Genomic DNA, 25,025 nt, shown 5'->3' on the forward strand with positions numbered 1-25,025 from the left:
GGTTGCGGTGAACTAAGGAACTATCTTCAGCAGAAGGCAGTTCCCTGGCTTCATGACTTGGTAGATGACAGTCTCAAGAAAAAAATCGAAGATCGGGATACTTCTGCAAAAAAATGCAGTAGAATTTCAGCTTCAGTAAGCCCAGGTGGCGGAATTGGTAGACGCACTAGTTTCAGGTACTAGCGGGTAACTCCGTGGAGGTTCGAGTCCTCTCCTGGGCACCAAGTTTAACGACAACCTGCAGAGGTTGCGGTGAACTAAGGAACTATCTTCAGCAGAAGGCAGTTCCCTGGCTTCATGACTTGGTAGATGACAGTCTCAAGAAAAAAATCGAAGATCGGGATACTTCTGCAAAAAAATGCAGTAGAATTTCAGCTTCAGTAAGCCCAGGTGGCGGAATTGGTAGACGCACTAGTTTCAGGTACTAGCGGGTAACTCCGTGGAGGTTCGAGTCCTCTCCTGGGCACCAAGTTTAACGACAACCTGCAGAGGTTGCGGTGAACTAAGGAACTATCTTCAGCAGAAGGCAGTTCCCTGGCTTCATGACTTGGTAGATGACAGTCTCAAGAAAAAAATCGAAGATCGGGATACTTCTGCAAAAAAATGCAGTAGAATTTCAGCTTCAGTAAGCCCAGGTGGCGGAATTGGTAGACGCACTAGTTTCAGGTACTAGCGGGTAACTCCGTGGAGGTTCGAGTCCTCTCCTGGGCACCAAACATGAAAAGGCCGTTGCACACGCAACGGCCTTTTTTCTTTGCCTCGCCAGCACCGTCGCAAGCCCCTCCCCCATCCCGCAGAAATTTCTCAAAAACTTGGGAAATCGGCTTCAGACGGAGATTTCGCGCTATATAATTTGCTCACTCTGAAATGCCCAGGTGGCGGAATTGGTAGACGCACTAGTTTCAGGTACTAGCGGGTAACTCCGTGGAGGTTCGAGTCCTCTCCTGGGCACCAAACATGAAAAGGCCGTTGCACATGCAACGGCCTTTTTTCTTGGGTGCTGCAGACGCATCGACGCCAGAAGGTCGCATCCATGGCGCAAAAAAAGGGAGCCAGCGGCTCCCTTCCTGGATGAGAGGATCACCTCCCACGCATCACTTGCGCAGCAGTTGCTTGAGCACGTTCTGCAGGCGGCGCGCGCTGGCATCATCCCGCGGCGATGCCAGCACCCGGGCGGCATCGTTGCCCCAGGTTTCCTGCGGAGCAGGATCGTTGCGGCGCGTCAGCAGCTGCAGCTGAAGGGCACGGCGGGCGCTCAGATGTTCCGCAGGCGTGGGAACGTCGGCGGCCATTTCAAGGCGCAGCAGGGCTTCGCCCGCGTCTCCCTTGGGGGCCTGGCCCAGGGCCTGCGACCAGGCGCTGCGCACTTGCGCAGACACACGGCCGCCAAGCTGCTGGGCGGCCGGCATCTGGGCAGCATCACGCGACTCCCACGCCGCCATCAACTGGGTCAGTGCTTCACCATGGGCCTGGGCCGCGAGCTTGCGCAGGGCGTCCTGGGCATGTTCCATGGCTTCACGCTGGGCGCGGAAGGCGGGGTCCGCCAGGCGCGGTCCGCGCTCTTCGCGCGGCTCGCGGCCGAAACGGCCACTGTCGCGGCTGTCTCGGCCATCCCGGCCGTCGCGGCCACGGCCACCATCGCGGCGGTCGCCAGGACGGGCAGCGCGTGCACCGCCCTCTTCCTTCTTCATGCCAGGACGATCGTCGCCGCGCACGGCAACCACGGGGCGCACCGGCACCGGCTTGGCTTCGGATTCTTCCGAACCCGCTGCAGCAGCGGCAGGCTCCTGTGCTGGCTGGGCCGCATTCACGGAAGCATCGGCACGGCCACGCAGCGCTTGCTCCAGAGCCTCCACCGCAGCGCGGATTTGCTGCACATCACCCGAGGTGTTGGCAGCTTCCACGGCCTGCGACGCTTCCAGCACGCGGCGATCATGGTCGCTGAGCGCCACGGCGGCGGCGCGGGGGCCCCGCTCGGTGCCCTTGCGGTTGAAGGCTTCGTCCAGTGGCTTGCGGAAGGCATCCCAGAGCTTTTGCTCGTGCTTTCGGTCCAGAGGCACGGCCTGCGCCTCGGCCTGCCAGCGCTGCTGCAGGGCCTTGACGGCGTCGATGCGCAGGTTGGGCGCAGCGCCCAGCGCCGTGGCTTCGTCGATCATGGCGTGGCGACGCTGCAGGCTGGCCTTTTGCGCGGCATGCAACGGAGCCTCGGCCAGGGCCATGGCCTGCTTGAACTGGGGTTGCAGTTCGGCAAACAGCTTCTCGCCGATGTGGCCGCTTTCACGCCAACGTTCAGCGAACTGGCGCAGTGCGCGCGCCGCGCCCTTGAGGTCTTCGCTGGCGGACTGCTGCGCTGCCCAGGCCTTGATCTCTTCGATCAGCGCCAGGCGCTGTGCCTTGGACTGGGTGGTTTCGGTGCGCAGCTTGTCGTGCCAGGACTCGACCACCTTGTGGGCCGTGTTGCAGGCTTCGTCAAACTTCTTCCACAGTGCGTGGTTGGCTGCGCTGCCCTGGTCGGCCAGCTTCCATTGCTCGCGCAGGCTGCGCAGCGATTCCTGGATCTTGCGGCCACCCAGCGCCTGGCCTTCAGGGCGGTTCAGCAGGGCTTCGGCCTTGGCAACCAGTTCCTCGCGCAGCTTGTCGGCGTTCTGGCGCGGCCAGCCTTCGGACTCGCCAGCGGCCAGAAGGGCCTCATGCACCTTGGTGACCAGTGCATCGTCCACCAGGCGGCCATGGGCCTTGATGGCGGCGCGCACGGCCTGCACGGCGGCGGAACCGGCCTTGCTTTCGCCTGCAGCCGTCTCGGCCTGGAGCTGCTCCAGCGCCTGGGTCAGTGCACTGCTGGCAGCAGCCACTTGCTCAGGCGATGTCTTCGCCTTGGGCTGGGCTGCGCTGCGGGCAGCGGGAGCGGGCTTGGACGGCTCGGCAGCCGCTGCCTCGGGAGGCAGGCCACGCGCCACGCGCAGCTCATCGGCCCACACGGGCACGGTGGGCAGCGGAGCGGCTTCGTCGGCGGCGGCAGCTTCGGTCAGCGCCAGTGCAGACTGGAAGGCATCCCAGACCAGGATCAGTTGTGCGCTGGCGGCTTCCAGCTGGGGCGGGAAACGTCCGTCCACGCTGGCCCAGTTGTCATCGCCAGTCAGTTCGCCGGCCTGCTCCTGCCAACGGGCCACGTCGGCGCGCAGGTTGTCGAGCACAGCCTGGGCATCGCGCCAGGGCTTGGTGGACAGGACCTCGATGCGCTGGGCCAGCAAAACGGCCACTTCGCGCTGGACCTGCACGCGGTGCTGCAGCTCCTCGATGGCCTTGACACGCTCGGCCAGCTGGGCCTTGTGCTGCGACAGAGGTTCACGCGACAGCGGGGCACCCGCCTTGGCGGCGTCGCGCTGCCAGGCGATGGCGTCGGCGGCATTGAAGGGCGATGCGACCAGCAGCGCCTGGGCCTTTTCAGCCCACTCCACTGCGATCTTTTCCTGGTCCTTGGTGCGGCGGATCTCGTCCAGGCGCTCACGCACGGCACGGGCCGCGCCCTTGTCGCGCGCGCTCAGTTCCTTGAGGACGTCCTGCAATTGCTCGACCGAAGGCTGGGTTGCCAGCCAGTCGCGGATGCGCGCGGCGCGATCACCCGAGGTTTCGGCGGAGAAGGCACCGCCCGTGAGCACATCCAAGGGGTGTTGTTCGGGATTCTTGGCAGAAGCAGGGCTCACTTCAGGTGCATCGGACATGGTGCTGCGGGGGGAAAGAGAAGACATGAATCAATCGTTGAATGTCTGGCTGCCGCGGGCCGCCAGACGCGGCCGGCCAGGCCGCATGCGGGCATGCTAGCCGGACCGGGAAAACCATATTCTCGCCGTTATTTGAAGCGGAGCCAAAACCGGGCTACTGCGTGGACAGGCTGAGCTGGGCGCGCGGACTCCATTCCTGGTCGTCGGAGTCCAGTTTTGGAGCCCCCAGAAACAGGCGCTCAAGCGGCAACTGCTGCTGGGCAAGGTAGTCGCGCACGGCCACGGCGCGGGCCAGCGCCAGTTCGCGCATGGCGTCGTCGGGCACGGCAATCTGCTCCAGCAGCAGACTTCGCATCTGGTCGGTGGGCAGGTCCTTGGCCATGCCGATGACATTGCGCGGCTTGGCAAAGTCGGCGCGACTGTACAGCGCCTTGGTCAAGGCCGGCACTTCGGAGGCGGGCAACTCGGTCACGGACTCTGCCGATTTGCCGTCGCGCAGCACCTGGCGGCGTTTCTGGGCGAGCAGCAGGCGATCGAGCTCCGCCTGCTTCCAGGCCTCTTTGTCCTGTGCCTCGCGCGCCTCGCCGATCACGGTGAGCTTGAGGGCCGGGCGATCCTTGAGGGAGGCAACCACCTTGTCCAGGCTCTCGCGGGCCTTGCCGTCGATCTGGGCACGCCCCGGCGCAAAGGCCACCACGCCCGATTCGCTGCCGCCCCCAAAAGCGCCCGACAGCAGCGAGAAAGGCGAGGTGATGGCCTTCATGATCAGGTTGCCAATGATCTTGAAGATGACCGGCGCCAGCCTGAATTGCGGGTCGTTGAGCGAGCCGCTGACCGGCAGGTCCAGGTCGATGACTCCGTTGCGGTCAGCCAACAGCGCCACCGCCAGGCGCACGGGCAGCGAGGCGGGCGCGCCTTCGACGGCTTCGCCGAAAGTGAGCTGATGCAGCACCAGCTTGTTGCGCGCCGTGAGCTGGCCATCGGGCTCGATCTTGTAGTTGACGTCCATGCTGAGCTTGCCGCGCTCGATCCCGTGGCCCGCGTACTTGATGGAGTACGGCGACAGAGGGGGCAGTTCCAGGTCGCGCATCTGGGCACGTATGTCCAGGGCCAGCGGCTTGGCCAGCGGATTGACCTGGCCGGTGATCTCCAGCGAAGCCGTGCCCTGGGCGCGGCCGCGCAGTTCCACATCCGCCAGTTGCGGCGCCTGCTGGCTGGCAGGCTGCTCGGATGAGAAGGCGCTCAGGCGGCCCGCCAGCTCGCTGAGGTCGGCCGAGTAGTTGGGCTGGATGAAGTAGTCGGAGAACTGGACCCTGCCGCCCGTCAGCACAATCGGCCCGATCTTGATGACGGGCGCAGGCCCGGAGGCAGCCTGCGGCGGCGCCGGTTCGGCGGAAGCCGCCGTGCCATCCGCAGCCGGCGCGGCGTTCTGCTCCAGGGACTGCTGGGACTTCGCCGATTTGACGATGTCCTGCAGGTTGATGCGCCCATTGCGCTGCACGATGACGCGCGCAAAGAAGTCGCTGAGCGCCGTCTCGCGCACGCTCAGGCGCAGGGGCTGGGCGGGCTGCATCTGCAGATCCAGGCCGCGCACGGCCAGCGTCTTCCAGGCCACGAGTTCATCGCGCAGGCCGAGTCCCAAGGCAACCGACTGGGCCTTGGCCCGGTCGGCCGTGGACTCGCTGAGCACGGCAGCCACGGCGCCTGCCGCCGTGCGTGGCGCGCCCTGCCCTGCGGCCTCGCCCGCCGCTTGCACGGGAGAGGCCAGCGCGGAGCGCATGCGCAGATCCACGAGCTCGACATCCCCCTGCACCGCCAGCTCGGGGCCGGCCGGTTGGCTGACAAAGCGCAGTTGTCCGAGGAAATTGCCGTCGGCACGCACCAACTCCACATTGAGCATGTCGGCAAAGTAGGGCTCCAGCGCATGCAGCGGCAGGCTGCGCGCCTGCAACTTGCCCTGAAGCGACAGCGGCGCCAGCCCCAGGTCCCCCCGCAGGCTCAGCGAGCCCGCCTGGACACGCCGGCCCGAGCCGACCTGGGCGGACAGCTCCAGCGGCGTGGGCGCGGATTTTGCGGCCAGCGGCTCGATGGCGCCCATGCGAAGGCGCAGTGAACCCAGGTCCAGCGACACGGTGCGCGCCGAATCCGCGTTGCGCACGGGCGCTTCGTCACGCAGCGCAATGGCGCCGCCATCGACCTCCACCGCCTGCAGCTTCAGGCCCCAGGGCCGGGACTTGTCCTTGCCGGCGTCCTGCGATGCGGACGCCGAGGAGGCGGGCGGCAGCCATTGCTCGTACATCCACCGGCCCTGGGCATCGCGCAACACGGCCAGCTGGGGCTTTTGCAGTGCCAGGCGGCCAACGGAGACCTGCTGGCTGGCCAGATTGACCTGCACCTGCTCCAGCTGCAGGTGCGCGATATCGACGGGCGCGGCCTTGTCCTTGAGGCTCAACTGCTCCACGCCAAGCCCGGCCACCTGAACCACCATGGCGGAGCCGTTCCAGCCCAGGCCGGCGTCGGTGCTCAACAGGCCCGTCAGCTCGGGTTTGAGATGGGCAGACAGGTACGGTGCTGCCAGTTGCAGCGGCAATTGCCGCGCGGAGATGGCCAGTTGGCCCTGCTTGTCGGTCAAGGCGCCGCGCAGCTGCAACTCGGCAGGTTTCGCCCCCTCCCCCGCCGATTCGGGCTGCACCTGCATGCTGGCAGCAAGCTGCAGCGGTTGCTCCAGGGGCCAGCGGATATCGCGCACCTGCAACGACAGCTCGCGCGCCTGCAGCGCAGCGCCCGACTTTCCAGCGTCGGGAGCGGCATCGCGCCAGTGCACCGTGGCATTGGCAACGGACAGCCTGTCCAGGCTGACCTTCCACGGCTGGGGCGCGTCGGGGGCAGGCTTTTCCGCTGCCGGCCTGGCATCCGGGGAGGAAGCACCCCCCATCGCCGTCCAATTGATGCGGCCTTGCGCATCGCGGGCCGCAAAAATCTCGGGAGCGCTCCACTGCACGGACTCCAGCTCCGCAACCGATTGCAGCGGCTGCACGTTCTTGAGCACGGCGGCCAGGCGCTCGAAGCGCAGCAGGGGGGCGCCGTCGCGGTCGTGCAGCTCGGCGCCGGACAGGCTGACCTCCCCGGTGATGCGGACCACGGCCTGCTCGGCCTGCTCAAAGGAGATGTGCAGGTTGGCATCCAGCACGCCGGAACGCGGCTTGACAGGCGCGGTGACGGGCACATAGCCCAAATATGGCGTCAGGTCCACGCCCTGCCAGTTCAGATCGACAGCGGTCTGGCGCTGCTCGGTGAAGGGCGTGCTCTGGGCGCTGGATTCAAACCGGCTGCCGTTGAGCGCAAAGGACAGGTGCGGGAGCACCTTGATCTCGCGCTTGGACTCCAGGTTGCTGATGAAGGGCAGGCGCATCTGCAACTGCTCGAGCATGTGCTGGCGCTGCTGGACCTCGTCCTGCAATTCCACGCGGCCGTCGCGCAGCGCAATGTTGTACAGCGCAAAGCCCACGGGCCTGGAGGGCGGCGTGTCGCCGGGTTCGGCCAGCCTGGCCAGCACATCGTCCACATCGAAATGCCCCAGGCTCTGCTGGGTCAGGCGCAGCACCGGCGCATCGACCTCGATGGCATCCAGCACCGGCGCCAGCCGAAACAGCGACTGGATACTGGCATTGACATAGATGCGGTCGATCTGAAGCTGGGGGGACGAAGATGAAGACGGCACGGACTCCGGCGCCGCGCCTTCCGCCTGGCTCCTGGCAATGCTCAGGTCCCGCAGGGTCAGCTCCAGCGACCAGGGCCGGAACTCCACTGCACCCACACGGACCTGACGGCCCAGCTTGGCCGATGCCTGCTTTTCCAGTTGACTCTTGGCCACAACGGGCACCAGCGCCCACAGCAGCAGCCACAGCAAAAGGAACGCCACAAGGGCGATGGCCAGCCTGCGCAGCCAGCGGTGCTTGAAGAGAGATTGCATGGGGCTCTGGTAACTAGTACAGCCCCATCCTGGGACACAGGACAGGGCAACGGCTGCATTGCACCAGAAATTGGAACGGCAGCAACGGCTGGGTCCGCACCACGGCACATTTCTTGACGTTGCGGCCCTCCTTGAACGACAAAGCCCGGAAGCCGTGAACCGGCTTCCGGGCTTTACGGCGGGCACAAGTCCCGACCGTTTTCCGCAGTCAAGGAGAGGATGGTCCTTGCTGCTTGGAAGCAAGAGATTGCTTCCAGGAAGGCCGCGGAAGAAGACTTGAACCACGGTGTCCGCACTATCGAACACCACTTTTACCTGTCTTCCACCTTGGCGAGACGACTGCAGGAGCAGTCGCCTCCAATATAGAAGGACGCAGGGTCGGCCTGCCAGTGCTTTTGCATTTCATTGCAATTTCATGACGCACTCTGAAAACGGCGGAAGCGGCGTACATCGGTAGCACGCCACCCGCTCTTCAAGACCTCAAAACTGTGTTTGCATCCATGGTTTGTTATTATTCATTGATCTAAAAAGTTGATTTCATAGTGTTGACCGTGTATTTGGTGAACTCCTAGAATCCGCCAGCGCTCGAATAGAGCGTTTTTTGTTTCTGCTGCCTCACGACTGAGCAGATCCCGCAGGCCTACAACGCAATGGCGCACCAAGCGCCAGCCTCCCGGATCCGCAGCACCCAATCCAGGGTGTCAGCCTCACCGGCCTTCGCTTCGGCGAAGGCCGTTTCGGGTTGGTGCCCCTAGAAAGGAAAAAGCTATGCCAGCGTCAGGAAAATTTTTCGCCGCCGCGCGAACGTTCGCCATCGATGTGGCCAACGGTTTTCTTGCCATCATCCACAACAGCTTCGCCCTGCTGGGCCTTGCTGTGGCCTTCATGGCCATCACCTTGTTCGCCCGTCCTGACCTGCGCGATGCCGGAGAGAGCCAGCTGCGCTCCTGGCTGACCGCTCGCCAGATGGCCGAGCTGGGTGTTCCCGTCGAACTCGCTGCCAGCGATCGGGCGACGGCGACCAACCCCAAGAACCTGCCCAAGGAGCAGGCAGCCGTGGCCTTCTGGCTCAGCAAGAAGTACCGCGTGGCGCCTGAGCCGATCGCGGCACTGGTCAGCGAGGCCTATGACCTGGGCAAGGTCAACCGCCTGGACCCGACGCTGATCCTGGCCATCATGGCCATCGAGTCCAGCTTCAACCCGTTTGCGCAAAGCGCTGTCGGCGCGCAGGGCCTGATGCAGGTGATGACCACGGTGCATACCGACAAGTATGAGAACTTCGGTGGCCAGAATGCTGCCTTCGACCCGGTCAGCAATCTGCGCGTGGGCGTGCGCGTGCTCAAGGAATGCATCGAGCGCGCCGGCTCCATCGAAGGAGGCCTGCGCTACTACGTGGGCGCGGCCAACCTGCCCACCGATGGTGGCTACGCCGCCAAGGTGCTGGCCGAGCACCAGCGCCTGCGCATGGCCGCCGGCCTGCGTGCCGTGCCTTTGATGACCGCCAAGGTCGATCAGCCCCGGCAGGCTGTACAGGTTGCCTCCACCAAGCCGGCCACCCCCGTGGCCGAGGCCTCGGGCCCGGCAGCAGCGGCTGCGCCTGCAGCCGTGCCGGTCAGCTCGAGCAACACCTCTGCCCGCTCCGAGCAGGTGGCCCTTCAGTCCCAGGAGCCGGCGCTGTAGCCTGGCTTCCCGGCATAGTGAATGCACAGCTGGCCAAGGCCAGCTTTTTTCATGCCCGATCCAACTGCAGGTGGCCCACGCAAACGCCTTCTGCAACGCCCCTGCCAGGTCTTCGGCGCCACCGGCTCAGCTACACTAGCGGGGTACGCAACTGGCGATAGGCGCAGCCGCTTCACGCACCGCTGCCGCTGACGTGGAAACCAGCAGAAGGCCCGAGAAGGACCACCTTCTGTGAACCACCGGGGAGCGTACCGCCCAGCCTCCATGCGCACGCGGGATCTGGAGTGTTCCGCCGTTCGCCTGGGCAGCCCTTGGCCTCAAGGGAATTTCAAGTTCACAGGACTGCCATGTTTCAACGCACCAATACCGTCGAGAAGGTCGACGCCGAAGTCTTTGCCGCCATCCAGGCCGAGAACCTGCGTCAACAAGAACATATCGAGCTGATCGCCAGCGAGAACTATTGCTCGCCTGCCGTCATGGAAGCCCAGGGCTCCCAGCTCACCAACAAGTACGCCGAAGGCTATCCGGGCAAGCGCTACTACGGCGGCTGCGAGAACGTCGATGTGGTCGAGCAGCTCGCCATCGACCGCGTCAAGAAGCTGTTCGGCGCCGAAGCCGCCAACGTGCAGCCCAACTCCGGCTCCCAGGCCAACCAGGCCGTGCTGATGGCCTTTGCCAAGCCCGGCGACACCATCATGGGCATGAGCCTGGCCGAAGGCGGTCACCTGACGCACGGCATGCCGCTGAACATGTCGGGCAAGTGGTTCAACGTGGTCTCCTACGGCCTGAATGCCGAAGAAGCCATCGACTACGACAAGATGGAAGCGCTGGCGCGCGAGCACAAGCCCCGCATCATCGTGGCCGGCGCATCGGCCTACGCCCTGGCCATCGATTTCGAGCGCTTCGCCAAGATCGCCCGGGAAGTCGGCGCCATCTTCTGGGTGGACATGGCCCACTATGCCGGTCTGATCGCCGCAGGCGTGTACCCCAACCCCGTGCCCCATGCCGACGTGGTCACCACCACCACGCACAAGAGCCTGCGCGGCCCGCGCGGCGGCGTGATCCTGATGAAGGCCGAGCACGAGAAGGCCATCAACAGCGCCATCTTCCCCGGCCTGCAAGGCGGCCCGCTGATGCATGTCATTGCCGGCAAGGCCGTGGCCTTCAAGGAAGCGCTGTCGCCCGAGTTCAAGACCTACCAGGAACAGGTCGTGAAGAACGCCAAGGTTGTCGCGGAAACGCTGACGGCACGCGGTCTGCGCATCGTCTCCGGCCGCACGGAAAGCCACGTCATGCTGGTGGACCTGCGCGCCAAGGGCATCACCGGCAAGGCGGCCGAAGCCGCGCTGGGTGCCGCCCACATGACGATCAACAAGAACTCCATCCCCAACGATCCCGAAAAGCCGATGGTGACCAGCGGCATCCGCGTGGGCACGCCCGCCATGACCACGCGCGGCTTCAAGGAAGAGGAAGCCCGCCTGACAGCCAACCTGCTGGCCGACGTGCTGGAGAACCCCAGCGACGAAGCCAACCTGGCCCGCGTGCGCGCCCAGGTGGCCGAGCTGACGGCCCGCTTCCCGGTCTACGGCGCCTGAGTTGCACGCATAGAGGCCTGCCATGAAGTGCCCGTTCTGCAGCCATCCGGACACCCAGGTCGTGGAGACCCGTGAGGCCGAGGATGGGGGCTTCATCCGCCGCCGCCGCCAGTGCGGCGGCTGCGACAAGCGCTTCACCACCTACGAGCGGCCCGAGGTCAGCTTTCCCGCCATCGTCAAGAAGGACGGGCGGCGCATCGAGTACGAGCGCGCCAAGCTGCTGGGCTCGTTCAAGATCGCGCTGCGCAAGCGCCCCGTGAGCACAGAGCAGATCGATGCCGCCATCGAGCGCATCGAGGAGCGACTGCGCAACCTGGGCGAGCGCGAAGTGCTCTCCAGCCGCCTGGGCGAGATGGTGATGCGCGAGCTCAAGCTGCTCGACAAGGTCGGCTACATCCGCTACGCCAGCGTCTACCGCAGCTTCGAGGATGTGGACGATTTCAAGAACGTCATGGATGAGGTGCGCAATCCCGGCTGATCAGGCCGGCAGGACGCAAGAAAGCCGCCCTTGGGCGGCTTTTTCTTTGGTGGCCTGGCAGTGCTTTCAGGGCGCGGCGGCAGGGATGGGAGCCAGGCCCGAATCCACGTCACCGCACTGTGCGCGGTGGCGCAGCGCATGGTCCATCACCACCAGGGCCAGCAGCGCTTCGGCGATGGGCGCTGCGCGGATGCCGACGCAGGGGTCGTGGCGCCCCTTGGTGATGACCTCGGTGCTCTGGCCCTGCACGTCGATGGATTCGCGCGGCGTGATGATGGAACTGGTGGGCTTGATGCCTATGCGCACGTCCAGGTCCTGACCCGTGCTGATGCCGCCGACGATGCCACCGGCGTTGTTGCTGCGAAAGCCTTCGGGACTCAGCGAGTCACCGTGCGTGGTGCCGCGCTGGACCACGCTGTCGAAACCGGCACCGATCTCCACGGCCTTGACCGCGTTCAGGCCCATCATGGCGTAGGCGACGTCGGCATCCAGGCGGTCATACAGCGGCTGGCCCAGGCCCACCGGCATGCCGCTGGCCTGCACGCGCAGCGCGGCGCCGCAGGAGTCGCCCGACTTGCGCAGCGCATCCATGTATTCCTCGTATTGGGACACATCGGCCACCGGCGCAAAGAAGGGGTTGTTGCGCACATGCTCCCAGCTCTCGAAGGGCAGCGACAGCTCGCCCACCTGGGTCATGCAGGCGCGGAACTCGGTGCCGAACTTTTCCTTGAGCCACTTCCTGGCCACGGCACCAGCGGCCACCGTGGGGGCCGTCAGCCGTGCCGAGGAACGGCCGCCGCCGCGCGGATCACGGATGCCGTATTTCTGGAAGTAGGCGTAGTCGGCATGGCCGGGACGAAAGCTCTGCGCAATGTTGGAGTAGTCCTTGCTGCGCTGGTCGGTATTGCGGATCAGCAGCGCGATCGGCGTGCCCGTGGTGCGGCCTTCGTAGACGCCCGAGAGGATTTCCACCGCATCGGGCTCGTTGCGCTGGGTCACGAACTTGCTGGTGCCGGGGCGGCGGCGATCCAGTTCTTGCTGGATATCCGCTTCGTTCAGCGCCATGCCGGGCGGACAGCCATCGATGACGCAGCCTATGGCCGGGCCATGCGATTCGCCGAAGTTGGTGACAGTGAATAGGGTGCCGAAGGTGTTGCCGCTCATAGGCCGACGATTATGCCCGGGTAGCCCGCAAGCGCCGTGCCTGCGGCGGCGGTGCATTGCGCAGGCAGCCATCGCCCGGTGATAACAAATATAGCTATCGAATTGCAAATATTCATAGTTAAAATTGCAATCCACCCTTTTTCAACCGCCTGCGGATCACCACACAGGCACCAGCCGCAAACTGCGGGAGGTTCGTGAAATGCAGGCCTCTTACGACTCAACGCAAAGCCAGGATCACAGCGACCATGCGGGCAGCACTCCGCCGGCATCGCCAGGCCTTCAGCACAAGGACGAGGAGCAGGACCTTCGCCCCTCGCTGCTGAATGTGCTGCTGACATCGTCCAGCCCTGGCGATTTCAGAACCCGCAACAGGCTTGCCCAGGCCAAGCAGTACATGCGGGCCCGGCTCGACGACCCCGAGCTCAAGCCCTTGCAGGTGGCCCAGGACATGGGCATGTCGCTGCGCAGCCTGGCGCGGCTGTTTGCCACCGAAGGCCTGACCCCGAGCCGCTGGCTCTGGAACGAACGGCTGGCCCAGGCGCACCTGCTGCTTCGGGCAGACAATGCGCGGCGCGTGACCGATGTGGCGCTGGCTTGCGGCTTCACCAGCTTCTCGCACTTCAGCCGCGTCTTCAGACAGGCCTATGACGTGCCGCCCAGCGCCTTGCTCAAGCCCAAACGCCGCCGCGTGCACTGACAGGTCCTGCGGCCCATCCATTCGCTGTTCACGCGACTGTCTGCTTTGCGCCCTGCGCGCAAAGACAAAGGCCTCCGCCGCATTTTGCGTTCGGAGGCCTTGCTGCCCAAGGTGAAAAAGTCGAATGGTCGAAAGGTCGATATCGCCCCGACGATCAGTCCGCGCCCTGGCGCTCGCCCTCGGGCCAGTCGCGGATGTAGGCCTTGAGCATGCGGTTCTCGAAGTTCTGGCTGTCCACCACGGCCTTGGCCACGTCGTACAGGCTGATCACGCCCATGAGCATGCGCTTGTCCATCACCGGCATGTAGCGTGCGTGGCGGTCCAGCATCATGCGGCGCACCTCGTCCATGTCGGTTTCCATGGTGCAGGTCATGGGAGCGTCGTCCATGGCCGAGCGCACCAGCGTCTCGCCCACCCCGCCGTGCTTGACGAAGCCCTGGATCACTTCGCGGAAGGTCAGCATGCCGACCACGTCGCCATGCTCCATGACCACGAGGGAGCCGATATCGCGCTCCGACATCACCTGCACCGCGCTGGCCAGGCTTTCGTCCGGCGACACCGTGTAGAGGGTGTTGCCCTTGACGCGCAGGATGTCACTTACTTTCATGCCGTATCTCCAAATTTGTCTGTGTCGCCGTGGTTGCGGCAAGCCCGTGTCTGACAGGAAATATAGCCCACAATGCCCGCTTGCCTTGACAACCATGGAGACAGGAATGCCCGGCTACTCGGACCCCGGCTTTGACACCCTGGCGCTGCACGCGGGCGCACAGCCCGACCCCGCCACCGGAGCGCGCGCGACGCCCATCCACCTCACGACCTCGTTCGTGTTCGAGTCCAGCGACCATGCGGCCTCGCTGTTCAACCTGGAGCGCCCAGGGCACGTCTACAGCCGCATCTCCAATCCCACGAACGCCGTGCTGGAGCAGCGCGTCTCGGCCCTGGAAGGCGGCGTGGGCGCCATCGCCGTGGCCAGCGGCCAGGCGGCGCTGCACCTGTCGGTGGCCACGCTCATGGGCGCGGGCAGCCATATCGTGGCCAGCACGGCGCTGTACGGCGGCTCGCAGAACCTGCTGCACTACACGCTGGCGCGCTTCGGCATAGAGACCACCTTCGTCAAGCCCGGCGACATCGACGGCTGGCGCGCCGCGGTGCGCCCCAACACCAAGCTGTTCTTCGGCGAGACGGTGGGCAACCCGGGCCTGGATGTGCTGGACATCCCCACCATCAGCGCCATCGCACATGAGGCCGGCGTGCCGCTGCTGGTGGACTCCACGCTGACCTCGCCCTGGCTGATGAAGCCGCTGGAGCACGGGGCGGACATCGTCTACCACTCGGCCACCAAGTTCCTGTCGGGCCACGGCACCGTGGTCGGCGGCATCGTGGTGGATGGCGGCAGCTTCGACTGGGAAAAGTCGGGGCGCTTCCCCGAGCTGACCGAGCCCTACGACGGCTTCCACAACATGGTGTTCAGCGAGGAAAGCAGCACCGGCGCCTTCCTGCTGCGCGCGCGGCGCGAAGGCCTGCGCGACTTCGGCGCCTGCATGAGCCCGCACACGGCCTGGCTGATCCTGCAGGGCATAGAGACGCTGCCGCTGCGAATGGAGCGCCACATCCGCAATACCGAGAAGGTGGTGCAATTCCTGGCCAGCCATCCGCTGGTGGGCCGCGTGGGCCACCCGCTGCTGGAGACCCATCCCTCGCACCAACTCGCCAAGAAGCTGCTGCCGCGCGGCGCGGGCTCGGTGTTCAGTTTCGACATCAAGGGCAACCGCAACCAGGGGCGCAAGTTCATCGAGACGCTCAAGGTCTTCAGCCACTTGGCCAACGTGGGCGACTGCCGCAGCCTGGTGATCCATCCGGCCAGCACCACGCATTTCCGCATGAGCGACGAAGCACTGGCCCAGGCCGGCATCGGCCAGGGCACGATACGCCTGTCCATCGGACTGGAGGATGCCGACGACCTGATCGATGACCTCAAGCGCGCCCTCAAGGCCGCTGAAAAGGCAGCGTGAGCCGACAAGGGAGACACCAACAATGAAGATCGATGTTCAGGGCCACGCCATCTACGCCTATACCGGCGGCAAGGCCTTCAACCCCGCCCAGCCCACGGCCATCCTCATCCACGGCGTGCTGTGCGACCACAGCGTCTGGGCCCTGCAAAGCCGCTACCTGGCCAACCACGGCTGGAACGTGCTGGCCATAGACCTGCCCGGCCACTGCCGCAGCGCGGGTGACGCGCCGGCCAGCGTGGAGGCAGCAGCGGATTTCATCGGCCAGCTCATGGATGCGGCAGGCATCGGGAAGGCCGCACTGGTAGGCCACAGCTGGGGCAGCCTGATCGCCATGGAAGCGGCCGCCCGGCTGGGCGCGCGCGTCAGCCACCTGGCGCTGGTGGGCACGGCCTATCCGATGAAGGTCTCGCCCGCCCTGCTGGACTCCGCGCTCAGCACGCCCGAGCAGGCCATCCGCATGGTCAATGTGTTCTCGCGCGCCACGCTGGCACCACCCAGCGGCGCAGGCAGCTGGGTATTCGGCGCCGGCATGGCGCTGGGCCGGCGCGTGCTGGCCAGCAATGACCGCACCAACCTGCTGCACACCGGCTTCAAGGCCTGCGACAGCTACGCGGGCGGCGAGGCGGCCATGGCGGCGCTGCAATGCCCGGTCCTGTTCGCCCTGGGCGAGCAGGACCAGATGACGCCGCCCAAGGCCGCCAAGGGCCTGATCGAGGCGGCCCGGGGCGCGCAGCGCCAGGTCAGCATCGTGCACCTGCCCAGCGGCCACAACCAGATGACCGAGGCGCCCGACCAGACGCTGTTCGCCATCCGGGATTTCCTGGCGCGCTGAGCCCAGCCGGGTCCTGCCCGCAGGGCCCGGACGCACTTACGCGCCGCGCGCGGGGAAGATGCTCTTTTTCACGAGCGCGTGCACGCCCCAGTTGCCATCCACCACCTGGGTGATGCCGAAGTCCACGGCAATCGACATCAGCGAGATGGCCTCGTCCTCTCCCAGCCCCTGGGTGGTCATGAGGAAGTGGCGCATCTTGTGATAGGCGTCGCGCAGCGCCAGGTCCACGGAAGACTTCTTGAAGATCTGGTTTTGCGCATCAGGCCCCAGCTCCGCCAGGTAGTTGGCGTAGCTGAAGCCGTGCAGCAGCCATTCGTCCTGGGTTTCGAGCAGCGGATAGGCCAGCTCGGCCAGCGGCGTTCCAGGCAGGTCCGCCTTCTTGTGCAGGACCAGCTGGAAGGTGCCGGTCAGCGAGCACTCGATGGCCGTGCCGCACAGCTCGGAGTCCCCCTGCGAGGCATGCGGATCGCCCACGGTGAAGTTGGCCCCTGGCACGGCCACGGGGAAATACATGGTCGCCCCCTTGCCGATGCGCCAGTTGTCGATGTTGCCGCCCGTGTGGTTGGGTGGAATGGAGCTGGCCATCTCCACCTCGGCCGGCGCCACGCCGATGGTGCCGAAGTGCGGGCGCACGGGAACGCGGATATTGCGCAGCACGTTTTCGTTCTTGCTGATCGTGCGGTGGTCCACGGGTACGCCCGGATAGTCGATGGTCGGGTGGACCACGCCGAAGGGGTCGGTCTGCGGCGTCCAGCGGTAGTTGTAGACGGCGCGGGCCCAGTTGCGCTCGCCGGTCGCATCCACCTCGTAGATGGTGACCACCTCGCGCTTTCGGGGCTCGGTGAGCGTGTCGCCATAGTGAAAGCCCCAGTTCGCCGCCGCATTGCTGCCGAAGGTCCGGCCCTTGAACTGAGGGTTGCCCGAGGGGCGTGGCACCACATCAATGATGCGCACTTCCAGCACATCGCCGGGCTGGGCGCCCTTGATGCGTACCGGCCCCGTGCAGATGTGCACGCCCTGGCCGCCACCTGCGCCGTTCTTGGCATCCATGGGACCGGCGCCCCGGCGATCGACGTTCTTGCGCTGGCTGTCCCAGTGGAACACGCTCTCGGCGCCAGGGTCGCCCCGGACCATGCGTTCGGCATCGTCATTGGCGTGGTGGGTGAGCGTCTCCATGGTCACGTAGTCACCCGATTCGACTTCGACCACCGGCTTGGCTGATCTGCTGAAGTAGCCCCAGAGCACGGTGCTGGCAGAGGCGGGAATGTAGTAGTGGCTGGCCATGCCCTGGCCGGCCCGGGCGCCAGGCGCGCCCTGGGCAAAGGCCCGGGACGGTGCCATCGCGCCGCTGATGGCGCCGGCCGAGACCGCGCCGCCACCGACCACCATGGCGTCGCGCAGGAAGGAACGGCGTGCAACCTGGAATTCCTCGCGGATCAGCTTCTCGTCGGCTGGCGAAGCACCGTGCTGGCAGCCTGGGCCGCAGATATGTTCTTGGTGGGGGATGGTCATCGAAAATACTCCTGCTGTTGTGGATCGGTGCCGGCAGCGCCAGTGTCCAGGCGAGCATGTCCAGGCAGGTTGTTCCTGCGCGCACAAAAACTTGTCGCGGCTGCCATCCGGTGCGCCGGGCTTGGACAGGCTGTGCGCGGCAGTTCATAGTTCGCCCCTGATGCACGACGATCCAAGACGCTTTTCCACCCACGCATTTCCCGATGCCTTGCGGCAGGCTGCGCTCAATGAGGCGCTGTCCAGGGCAGACATCCATGGCGAAGCGCCCACGCCACCGTCCACCCACCTGGCGCTGCGCAGCTCGCCACTGGGATCGGTATTCATCACGCTGGCCACCTCGCCCCTGACGCTGCGGGCCGTGGCCAAGCGGCTGCGCGGCCCGGGCCTGCTGCTGTGCGCCTTGCTGCAAGGCAGCGCCGATGCGGTGATCGAGGACGCCGCGTTCCCGCTCAAGGCCGGCTCGGCCTTGCTGCTGGAGTCAGACCGGGACTGGCAGCTGCAGTTGCCCGGCGACGGCCGCCTGCTGCTTGCGCGGCTGGAGTCCTCGAGCTTTCTGTTGCGCCTGCTGCGCTCGTGCCCGCCCGAGGCCCGGCACATCGGCGGGACAGGCGGCGTGGGGGCCATGTGCATGGCAATGGCGGCCTCACTGGCAGAGCAGATCGACACACTGGCACAGGACGATCTGCTGTCGGTGGAGGCCACGCTCACCGACATGCTGGTCACCTGCTTGACACCGCGCGCCGGCAATCCCGACCAGGAGCAGGCCGAGGCGACCGAGCCACCTAGCGCCGTACAGCTTGGCCATCTGCGCCGCATCTGCCGCGCCATCGAAACCCGGCTGGGCGATGCCGAACTGTCCATCGATGCCATCGCCGACGCCGAGGGGCTGTCCACGCGCTATCTGCAAAAGCTGTTCAAGGGAGCGGCCACCAGCTTCAGCACCTACCTGCGCGAACGCCGGCTGGAGCGCTGCCGCATGGACCTGAGCAACCGCTCGCTGCAGCATTTCTCCATCGCCGAGCTGTGCTTTCGCTGGGGCTTTGGCGATGCCGCCAACTTCAGCCGCGCCTTCACGGCCCGCTATGGTCTGTCCCCCAAGGCCTATCGCGCCAGTCCGGCGCGCGTGCAGGATGCGCCGCCCGGCCAACGCGGACGCCCCTCGCCCGCCGAGAGCGCTGCGCAGGCTGCAGAACCGGCCGCAGCGCGCCTGGCACACAGCCCGTTCCAGGCCCTGCTGCGCGACCATGCACGCTACGCCCAGGCGCTGGCCCTTGTGCCCAAGCGCTCGGCGCACGCAGACAATGGCGGTGCGTCGCCCCAGCACTACTACCTTCCGGTCTCCGACAAGACCGTGCACTGGGGCTACCTGAGCCGTTCACTCAAGCCCGTGCTTTCGGTGCGCTCGGGTGACGTGGTGACCATGGAGACGCTGACCCAGCATGCCTCGGACGACTGGGAACGCATGATCGAGGGCGATCCGGGCGCCGAAAGCGTGTTCCACTGGACCGCAGCCCAGAAGGCCGTGGACCGGCGCGGCGCGGGCCCGATGGACGCCTCGATCTACGGCCGCGGCGCGGGCGAGGGCTTCGGCGTGCACATCTGCACCGGCCCCGTCTATGTGCATGAGGCCGAACCCGGCGACCTGCTGGAGATACGCATCCTCGACGTGCAGCCACGCCCCAGCTGCAGCCCCGCTCACCACGGCCGTGTCTTCGGCAGCAACGCCGCCGCCTGGTGGGGCTTTCACTACCGCGACCAGATCACGGAGCCCCGCCAGCGCGAAGTGGTCACCATCTACGAAATCGACCACGCACTGCCCGAGGAGCCCACGGCCCGCGCTGTCTACAACTACCGCTGGACGCCGCAGACCGACCCGTTCGGCGTAGTCCATCCGACCATCGACTACCCGGGCGTGCCCGTGGACCCCGCCAGCATCACCCGGCGCTTTGGTGTGCTGGACAAGGCACGCGTGCCGCTGCGTCCGCATTTCGGCATGCTGGCCGTGGCACCGCGAGAGGCCGGCCTGATCGACTCCATACCGCCGAGCTACTTCGGCGGCAACCTGGACAATTGGCGCGCCGGCAAGGGCGCGACGCTCTTCCTGCCCGTCTCGGTGCCAGGCGCGCTGTTTTCGGTGGGAGACCCGCATGCCTCCCAGGGCGACTCGGAACTGTGCGGCACGGCCATCGAATGTTCGCTGACCGGCAGCTTCGAGCTGCGGGTGCACAAGCGCGCCGCGCTGGACAACCGCTTCCTTGCAGAGCTGGACCACCCTTTCCTGGAGACCGGCTCCGAATGGGTGATACAGGGCTTCAGCTTCACCGACCACCTGGCCGAACTGGGCAGCCAGGCGCAGTCCCAGGTCTATCGCAAGTCATCGCTGGAAGGCGCCATGCGTGACGCCTTCCACAAGGCAAGGCGCTATCTGATGCTGGCCCACGGGCTGGACGAGGACGAGGCCGTATCGCTGATCTCCGTGGCCGTGGACTTCGCCGTGACGCAGGTGGTCGACGGCAACTGGGGCGTGCACGCCGTGATCAAGAAGGCGCTGTTTCCGCCGGAACTCTCGGCGTCCACCCAGGCGGGCCAATGAAGCCCGCCCGGGATCAGACCCGTGCCAGGAAACGCGCGATGCGCTGGGCAATGCGCTCGGGCTGCTCGCGGTGGGGGACGTGGCCGCCACCGGCCACGATCTCCACTTCCACCGGGCCGCTGGCGCGGTCGCGGATGCGCTCGGGGTGGACCAGGGAGCCGAACTCGTCGAGCTCTCCATGGATGGCCAGCACCGGGCAGCGCACGCCCTCCAGCGCCTCGTCCAGCCGGTAGTCGGCAAAAGGCGGGGACAGCCAGGTATCGACCCAGGCAGACAGCACCCAGGCCGCCTTGTCGCCGTGGTATTTCTCCAGGCGCGCCAGCTGGCCGGGCCGGGCGAAATCCTGTTGGGCCGCGCGAATGCCCTGCAAGGTGCGATCTTCCACAAAGGCCTGGGCGGACTCCGTGATCACCGCCTTGCACTGCGCGCCATATCGGGCCGCCACCATGGCGGCCATGCCGCCGCCCACGCTGTGGCCCAGCACAATGAAATCCCCAAGGCCCAGCCCCTGGTGCACGGCCGGGAACACGGTCTCTGCCTCCCGGGCCACAAAGCCCGGCCCCAGCGTGCCCGGATAGGGATCGGACTGGCCAAAGCCCAGCCGGTCATAGGCCAGCACATCGCGGCGCGTGGCCTCGGCCAGTTGCTGCGGGAAATCGCGCCACAGCGCCACCGAACCCAGCGAGTCGTGCAGCAGCACGATGGGCGCGCGCGCCGGGCCTTGTTCGCCTTCGCCGGCCGCCGGCGCCTGCCAGCGCCTGACGTAGATGCTGCCCTGCGGCGTGGGAATGCGGATTTCGTTCAAGGATGCGGGGATGTCGGTCATGCACGAGGAAGGCATCGAAAAAAACTCCATGCCGGTCGGCGCCGGCCCGGCAGACATCATGCGCCTGCATGCCGCCAGAGGGCGACACCGTGGCGACGCGCGGGGCGGAATGCGGCAGCTTTTGTCTCTCTCGGGGCAGCTTTTGCGAACCCGGGCGCGCGGGTTCCTCCGATGGCGAAAGGCCAGGCAGCGGCGTATAAGTTGAAGCCACCCCATGCACGCGAAGGCCTGCCATGTCACACGCTTCCGCTCCCCTGCCCGGCGCCGCACAGGCTGCCGTGGACCCGCGCCAGTTCAAGAGCTTTGCCGAGTTCTATCCGTTCTACCTTCAGGAACACAGCAACCGTACCTGCCGGCGCCTGCACTTCGTCGGCTCCACGCTGGCGCTGCTGTGCCTGTTCGCGCTGTTCCTGACCGGCAGTTTCTGGTTCCTGCTCGGCGGCCTGCTGTTCGGCTACGGCTTTGCCTGGATAGGGCACTTCGGCTTCGAGAAAAACCGGCCCGCCAGCTTCAAGCGCCCGCTGTACAGCTTTCGCGGCGACTGGGTGATGTGGCGCGACATCCTCACCGGGCGCATTGCGCTCTAGCGCCGCGCCGGGCACTACGGCCGGGGCCGGCTCTCCAGCAGGCTGGCCAGCGTCATGCCCGCCAGGCCCGTGCGCTCCCACAGCGGCTGCACGGCCGCGGAAGGCGCCAGCAGCAGGCGTTCGACCAGGGGGGCCAAGGGCGTGTGTTGCGGGTCCACCAGCAGCATGTAGCGGGGCTCGGTGCCCTCGCTGCCCGCCGCAACGCCAGGCGCCTGCACCGTTCCCACCCAGTCGAGCACGGACAGCGCCTGCAGCACCGGATCGATCTGCTGCCAGTCCACATGCAGGCGTCGTGCCAGATCGCTGGCATACAGGCCCTTGGCGGGCGACTCGCGCTCCTGCTCCAGGTACTGCAGGATTTCCACGGCCATCTCGAACTGCCAGCCCTGCTGTCCGGGCATGCGCTGCACGCCGGCCATGACGATGGGCAGATACGCGGTGACCACGGCGCCCAGCAGCACGATGATCCAGGCCATGTAGATCCAGATCAGCAGGATCGGCAAGGTGGCAAAGGTGCCGTAGATGACCGAATAGGTAGGCACCGAGGCCAGGTACAGGCCCAGCGCCTTCTTGGCCAGCTCCATGCAGGTGGCCACGAACAGGCCGCCCACCCAGGCATGGCGCCAGCGCACCGCCGTATTGGGCACGTAGTGGTACAGGCCCGCCATGCCAGCGGCCAGCGCCAGGTACTCGATGGAATCGAAGATGAAGCGCAACCCCTCGGGCAGCGCATTGACCAGCCCGCGCGAGGCCGACATCACATAGGACGACAGCACCAGGCTCAGGCCCAGCACCAGCGGGCCCAGCGTGATCGCGGCCCAGTAGATCAGCACGCGCTGGCCCAGCGGCCGCAGCTGGCGCACGCGCCAGATGTTGTTGAGCGTGCGGTCTATGGTGAGGATCAGCGCGACCGCCGTGATCACCAGAATGGAAAAACCGGCCATGCCCAGCTGGCTGGCCTTGGAGGCGAACTGCGTCAGATAGCCCAGCACCTGGCGCGCAATGGTCTCGGGGATCAGGCTGTCGATCAGCCAGCGCTCCAGCACGATCTGCACGCGCGAGAAGATGGGAAACGCCGTGAACAGCGCCAGCGCCACCGTGAAGAACGGCACCAGGGCCAGCACCGTGGTGAAGGTCAGGCTGCTGGCGGTGACGCCCAGCCGGTCCTCTCGAAAGCGTTCGCGCAGCGTGTGCGCGGTATTGCGCCAGGGAAAGCAGCGCAGGCGCTCGCGCCAGGATGGAGGCACCACAGGCTCGGGCCGCTCCATCAGCGAAAGGCTGCGCTCCTGTTCGGGCGCGGGCAGTGCAACGGCACCGTCCTCCAGGCCACCGGCAGGCTCCTGCCCGGGGCCGCCGCTCATCGCCATATCTCCGCTGCAACGCGCGTGCCTGAAACGGGAACGCGCGTGACCATCCAAGCAATCACATGTTCAAAGGACAAGACCATGGCCGATATGATGCCACCCCGATGACTGATTCCATTTCTCGCCCCGGCGCCGATGTCGCCGCCACCCGCTGGCTGGCGGTCTCCAGCCTCATGGGCCTGATCGTGCTGAGCCTGGCCTGGGAACTGTGGCTGGCGCCCATGCGGCCCGGGGGCTCCTGGCTGGTGCTCAAGGCCCTGCCGCTGGCGATTCCGCTGATCGGCCTGCTCAAGCACCGCATGTATACCTACCGCTGGGTCAGCCTGCTGGTGTGGATCTATTTCACCGAGGGCGTCGTGCGCGCCTGGAGCGACCCGGCGCCCGGCCGCTGGCTGGCGCTGCTCGAAGTTTTCCTGTGCCTGATGCTGTTCACCGCCTGCGCCCTGCATGTGCGCTGGCGCCAGCGCAGCGCGCGCCGCGCGGCCCAGGCGGCCGGCGGCTGAGTCCCCGTTTTCATGCCTTCACGTCTTTGAAAGAAGTTGCAACATGACTGCACTGCTTGAACGCCTGCGCCAGATCGTCGGCGAAGCCCATGTCCTCACCGAGGGCGACCTCGTCGCCTATGAACAGGACTGGCGCCGCCGCGTGCGCGGCAAGTCCCTGGCCGTGGTGCGCCCGGCCAGCACGGCCGAGGTGGCTGCCGTGGTGCGCGAATGCGCGACCGCAGGCACCAGCATCATCCCGCAGGGCGGAAACACCGGCCTGTCGGTGGGCTCCACGCCGGACGACAGCGGCACGCAGGTCGTGCTCAGTCTCACGCGCATGAATGCCGTGCGCAACATCGACCGCGACAACCTGAGCTTCACCGTCGAGGCCGGCTGCATCCTGCAAAGCCTGCAGGAGCTTGCCGAGAAAGAGGGCCTGCTGTTCCCGCTGTCGCTGGCCGCCGAAGGCAGCTGCACCATTGGCGGCAACCTGGGAACGAACGCGGGCGGCACCCAGGTGGTGCGCTACGGCAACACGCGCGAGCTGTGCCTGGGCCTGGAAGTGGTCACCCCGCAGGGCGAGATCTGGGACGGCCTCAAGGGCCTGCGCAAGGACAACACCGGCTACGACCTGCGCGACCTGTTCATCGGCAGCGAAGGCACGCTGGGCATCATCACCGCCGCCACCATGAAGCTGTTCCCCCAGCCTGCGGCACAGCTCACGGCCTTCGCCGCCGTGCCCTCCATGGAAGCGGCCGTGCGCCTGCTGGGCATGGCGCACCAGTACCTGGGCGCGGGCCTGACGGGCTTCGAGGTCATGGGCCAGTTCGCGCTGTCCCTGGTGATCAAGCACATGCCCCAGCTGCGCGTGCCCTTTGCCGGGCTGATCGGCGCGCCGCCCTATTACGTGCTGGTCGAGAACTCGGACAGCGAGTCCGAGCAACATGCGCGCGAGCGTTTCGAGGCGCTGCTGGAGCTGGCCTTCGAGGACGGCTGCGTGCTCGACGCCGTGGTGGCCGAAAGCCTGTCGCAAGCCCATGAGCTGTGGCACATCCGCGAAAGCATTCCGCTGGCCCAGGCCGAGGAAGGCCTGAACATCAAGCACGACATCTCCATTGCGGCATCGCGCATTCCCGCCTTCGTCGAACACACCGATGCCGTGCTGCAGCGCGAGATCCCTGGCGTGCGCCTGGTCAACTTCGGCCACCTGGGCGACGGCAACCTGCACTACAACGTGCAGGCGCCCGAGGGCGGTGACGCCAAGGCCTTCCTCAACGAGCGAGAGCACCTGGTCAACCACCTCGTCTATGAAGCCGTGGCCGAATTCGGCGGCTCGTTCTCGGCCGAGCACGGCGTGGGTGCGCTCAAGGTGGACAAGCTGGAAAAGTACCAGTCGCCCGTGGCCCTTGGCATGATGCGCGCCATCAAGCAGGCATTGGATCCTCAAGGCCTGATGAATCCCGGCTGCATCCTGGCGCGCGCCTGATCCGGGCAGCGCCGGCTTT

The 25,025-nt window shown here is 66.2% G+C and carries 17 protein-coding genes, 4 tRNA genes and 1 riboswitch; of the genes, 14 read left to right on the forward strand and 7 right to left on the reverse strand.

The window, feature by feature from the left end; genetic code table 11:
- The first annotated feature begins 139 nt into the window (after nt 1–139).
- The 4 genes from BW39_RS00340 to BW39_RS00355 all read left to right on the forward strand — a co-directional run bounded on the left by BW39_RS00340 (nt 140) and on the right by BW39_RS00355 (nt 954).
- Nucleotides 140–224 (forward strand) — tRNA-Leu (locus BW39_RS00340).
- A gap of 160 nt (nt 225–384) precedes the next feature.
- Nucleotides 385–469: transfer RNA gene (locus tag BW39_RS00345), tRNA-Leu, on the forward strand.
- A gap of 160 nt (nt 470–629) precedes the next feature.
- Nucleotides 630–714 (forward strand) — tRNA-Leu (locus BW39_RS00350).
- A gap of 155 nt (nt 715–869) precedes the next feature.
- A tRNA-Leu gene (locus BW39_RS00355) sits at nt 870–954 on the forward strand.
- 140 nt (nt 955–1,094) lie between these two features.
- Here BW39_RS00355 and BW39_RS00360 read toward each other — a convergent pair.
- Both BW39_RS00360 and BW39_RS00365 read right to left on the reverse strand, forming a co-directional pair.
- On the reverse strand, nt 1,095–3,722 hold the full coding sequence (locus BW39_RS00360; RefSeq protein WP_043819031.1) for a DUF349 domain-containing protein: 2,628 nt from the start codon (nt 3,720–3,722) through the stop codon (nt 1,095–1,097).
- A gap of 154 nt (nt 3,723–3,876) precedes the next feature.
- The gene (locus BW39_RS00365; protein ID WP_043819033.1) at nt 3,877–7,695 is read right to left on the reverse strand and encodes a DUF748 domain-containing protein; all 3,819 of its coding nucleotides are present in this window, start codon (nt 7,693–7,695) and stop codon (nt 3,877–3,879) included.
- A gap of 768 nt (nt 7,696–8,463) precedes the next feature.
- Between BW39_RS00365 and BW39_RS00370 the strand changes: the two genes are divergently transcribed.
- The 3 genes from BW39_RS00370 (at nt 8,464) to nrdR (ending at nt 11,448) form a co-directional block, all read left to right on the forward strand.
- A complete protein-coding gene (locus tag BW39_RS00370; protein ID WP_012206753.1) occupies nt 8,464–9,375 on the forward strand; it encodes a lytic transglycosylase domain-containing protein in 912 nt (303 codons plus the stop codon).
- Nucleotides 9,376–9,512: 137 nt separating this feature from the next.
- Nucleotides 9,513–9,688: riboswitch (ZMP/ZTP riboswitch) on the forward strand.
- Between the two features lie 34 nt (nt 9,689–9,722).
- Complete coding sequence (gene glyA / locus BW39_RS00375; protein ID WP_043819034.1) at nt 9,723–10,970, forward strand: serine hydroxymethyltransferase; 1,248 nt, start codon at nt 9,723–9,725, stop codon at nt 10,968–10,970.
- Nucleotides 10,971–10,992: 22 nt separating this feature from the next.
- Complete coding sequence (gene nrdR, locus BW39_RS00380) at nt 10,993–11,448, forward strand: transcriptional regulator NrdR (protein WP_012206755.1); 456 nt, start codon at nt 10,993–10,995, stop codon at nt 11,446–11,448.
- 66 nt (nt 11,449–11,514) lie between these two features.
- Here nrdR and aroC read toward each other — a convergent pair whose 3' ends face one another.
- Nucleotides 11,515–12,612, reverse strand: a complete 1,098-nt coding sequence (aroC, locus tag BW39_RS00385) for a chorismate synthase (RefSeq protein ID WP_043819036.1) — start codon at nt 12,610–12,612, stop codon at nt 11,515–11,517.
- A gap of 199 nt (nt 12,613–12,811) precedes the next feature.
- Here aroC and BW39_RS00390 point away from each other — a divergent pair, with 199 nt between their 5' ends.
- Nucleotides 12,812–13,309 (forward strand): helix-turn-helix domain-containing protein, encoded by a 498-nt coding sequence (locus BW39_RS00390; RefSeq protein WP_043819037.1) that lies wholly within the window; start codon nt 12,812–12,814, stop codon nt 13,307–13,309.
- Between the two features lie 154 nt (nt 13,310–13,463).
- On the opposite strand, the gene BW39_RS00395 is transcribed toward BW39_RS00390, so the two are convergent.
- Complete coding sequence (locus BW39_RS00395) at nt 13,464–13,916, reverse strand: CBS domain-containing protein (RefSeq protein WP_012206758.1); 453 nt, start codon at nt 13,914–13,916, stop codon at nt 13,464–13,466.
- A 106-nt stretch (nt 13,917–14,022) separates the two neighbouring features.
- On the opposite strand from BW39_RS00395, the gene BW39_RS00400 reads away from it, so the two are divergent.
- Nucleotides 14,023–15,321 (forward strand): O-acetylhomoserine aminocarboxypropyltransferase, encoded by a 1,299-nt coding sequence (locus tag BW39_RS00400; protein WP_012206759.1) that lies wholly within the window; start codon nt 14,023–14,025, stop codon nt 15,319–15,321.
- A gap of 22 nt (nt 15,322–15,343) precedes the next feature.
- Nucleotides 15,344–16,153, forward strand: a complete 810-nt coding sequence (locus BW39_RS00405; RefSeq protein WP_034396198.1) for an alpha/beta fold hydrolase — start codon at nt 15,344–15,346, stop codon at nt 16,151–16,153.
- Between the two features lie 36 nt (nt 16,154–16,189).
- Here the strand turns inward: BW39_RS00405 and BW39_RS00410 are convergent, their stop codons facing one another.
- Nucleotides 16,190–17,665: an acetamidase/formamidase family protein gene (locus BW39_RS00410; protein WP_013801436.1), complete on the reverse strand. Its 1,476-nt coding sequence runs from the start codon at nt 17,663–17,665 to the stop codon at nt 16,190–16,192.
- A gap of 160 nt (nt 17,666–17,825) precedes the next feature.
- Between BW39_RS00410 and BW39_RS00415 the strand changes: the two genes are divergently transcribed.
- Nucleotides 17,826–20,258 carry an acetamidase/formamidase family protein gene (locus BW39_RS00415; RefSeq protein WP_043819040.1) on the forward strand — a complete coding sequence of 811 codons (2,433 nt, stop codon included), beginning with the start codon at nt 17,826–17,828 and terminating at the stop codon, nt 20,256–20,258.
- A gap of 13 nt (nt 20,259–20,271) precedes the next feature.
- On the opposite strand, the gene BW39_RS00420 is transcribed toward BW39_RS00415, so the two are convergent.
- Nucleotides 20,272–21,099 carry an alpha/beta fold hydrolase gene (locus BW39_RS00420; protein WP_043819281.1) on the reverse strand — a complete coding sequence of 276 codons (828 nt, stop codon included), beginning with the start codon at nt 21,097–21,099 and terminating at the stop codon, nt 20,272–20,274.
- A 218-nt stretch (nt 21,100–21,317) separates the two neighbouring features.
- On the opposite strand from BW39_RS00420, the gene BW39_RS00425 reads away from it, so the two are divergent.
- Nucleotides 21,318–21,671 (forward strand): Mpo1-like protein, encoded by a 354-nt coding sequence (locus BW39_RS00425; protein WP_043819042.1) that lies wholly within the window; start codon nt 21,318–21,320, stop codon nt 21,669–21,671.
- A 14-nt stretch (nt 21,672–21,685) separates the two neighbouring features.
- Here the strand turns inward: BW39_RS00425 and BW39_RS00430 are convergent, their stop codons facing one another.
- Complete coding sequence (locus tag BW39_RS00430; RefSeq protein ID WP_013801433.1) at nt 21,686–23,032, reverse strand: YihY family inner membrane protein; 1,347 nt, start codon at nt 23,030–23,032, stop codon at nt 21,686–21,688.
- Between the two features lie 107 nt (nt 23,033–23,139).
- Here BW39_RS00430 and BW39_RS00435 point away from each other — a divergent pair, with 107 nt between their 5' ends.
- Nucleotides 23,140–23,538, forward strand: a complete 399-nt coding sequence (locus BW39_RS00435; RefSeq protein WP_016451330.1) for a DUF2069 domain-containing protein — start codon at nt 23,140–23,142, stop codon at nt 23,536–23,538.
- A 43-nt stretch (nt 23,539–23,581) separates the two neighbouring features.
- Nucleotides 23,582–25,006, forward strand: coding sequence for an FAD-binding oxidoreductase (locus tag BW39_RS00440; RefSeq protein WP_043819044.1), 1,425 nt, complete (start codon nt 23,582–23,584; stop codon nt 25,004–25,006).
- Nucleotides 25,007–25,025 lie beyond the last annotated feature (19 nt).

It is taken from the genome of Delftia sp. RIT313, assembly GCF_000632165.1.
Lineage (GTDB): Bacteria > Pseudomonadota > Gammaproteobacteria > Burkholderiales > Burkholderiaceae_C > Comamonas > Comamonas acidovorans.

What these genes read in the sequence shown, in the direction of transcription:
- nrdR (WP_012206755.1), top strand. Translation starts at nt 10,993, where the DNA reads ATGAAGTGCCCGTTCTGCAGCCATCCGGACACCCAGGTCGTGGAGACC.
- BW39_RS00415 (WP_043819040.1), top strand. Translation starts at nt 17,826, where the DNA reads ATGCACGACGATCCAAGACGCTTTTCCACCCACGCATTTCCCGATGCC.
- BW39_RS00405 (WP_034396198.1), top strand. Translation starts at nt 15,344, where the DNA reads ATGAAGATCGATGTTCAGGGCCACGCCATCTACGCCTATACCGGCGGC.
- BW39_RS00370 (WP_012206753.1), top strand. Translation starts at nt 8,464, where the DNA reads ATGCCAGCGTCAGGAAAATTTTTCGCCGCCGCGCGAACGTTCGCCATC.
- BW39_RS00410 (WP_013801436.1), bottom strand. Translation starts at nt 17,665, where the DNA reads ATGACCATCCCCCACCAAGAACATATCTGCGGCCCAGGCTGCCAGCAC.
- BW39_RS00400 (WP_012206759.1), top strand. Translation starts at nt 14,023, where the DNA reads ATGCCCGGCTACTCGGACCCCGGCTTTGACACCCTGGCGCTGCACGCG.
- BW39_RS00430 (WP_013801433.1), bottom strand. Translation starts at nt 23,032, where the DNA reads ATGAGCGGCGGCCCCGGGCAGGAGCCTGCCGGTGGCCTGGAGGACGGT.
- BW39_RS00420 (WP_043819281.1), bottom strand. Translation starts at nt 21,099, where the DNA reads ATGCCTTCCTCGTGCATGACCGACATCCCCGCATCCTTGAACGAAATC.
- BW39_RS00440 (WP_043819044.1), top strand. Translation starts at nt 23,582, where the DNA reads ATGACTGCACTGCTTGAACGCCTGCGCCAGATCGTCGGCGAAGCCCAT.
- BW39_RS00360 (WP_043819031.1), bottom strand. Translation starts at nt 3,722, where the DNA reads ATGTCCGATGCACCTGAAGTGAGCCCTGCTTCTGCCAAGAATCCCGAA.
- aroC (WP_043819036.1), bottom strand. Translation starts at nt 12,612, where the DNA reads ATGAGCGGCAACACCTTCGGCACCCTATTCACTGTCACCAACTTCGGC.
- BW39_RS00425 (WP_043819042.1), top strand. Translation starts at nt 21,318, where the DNA reads ATGTCACACGCTTCCGCTCCCCTGCCCGGCGCCGCACAGGCTGCCGTG.
- BW39_RS00365 (WP_043819033.1), bottom strand. Translation starts at nt 7,695, where the DNA reads ATGCAATCTCTCTTCAAGCACCGCTGGCTGCGCAGGCTGGCCATCGCC.
- BW39_RS00435 (WP_016451330.1), top strand. Translation starts at nt 23,140, where the DNA reads ATGACTGATTCCATTTCTCGCCCCGGCGCCGATGTCGCCGCCACCCGC.
- glyA (WP_043819034.1), top strand. Translation starts at nt 9,723, where the DNA reads ATGTTTCAACGCACCAATACCGTCGAGAAGGTCGACGCCGAAGTCTTT.
- BW39_RS00390 (WP_043819037.1), top strand. Translation starts at nt 12,812, where the DNA reads ATGCAGGCCTCTTACGACTCAACGCAAAGCCAGGATCACAGCGACCAT.
- BW39_RS00395 (WP_012206758.1), bottom strand. Translation starts at nt 13,916, where the DNA reads ATGAAAGTAAGTGACATCCTGCGCGTCAAGGGCAACACCCTCTACACG.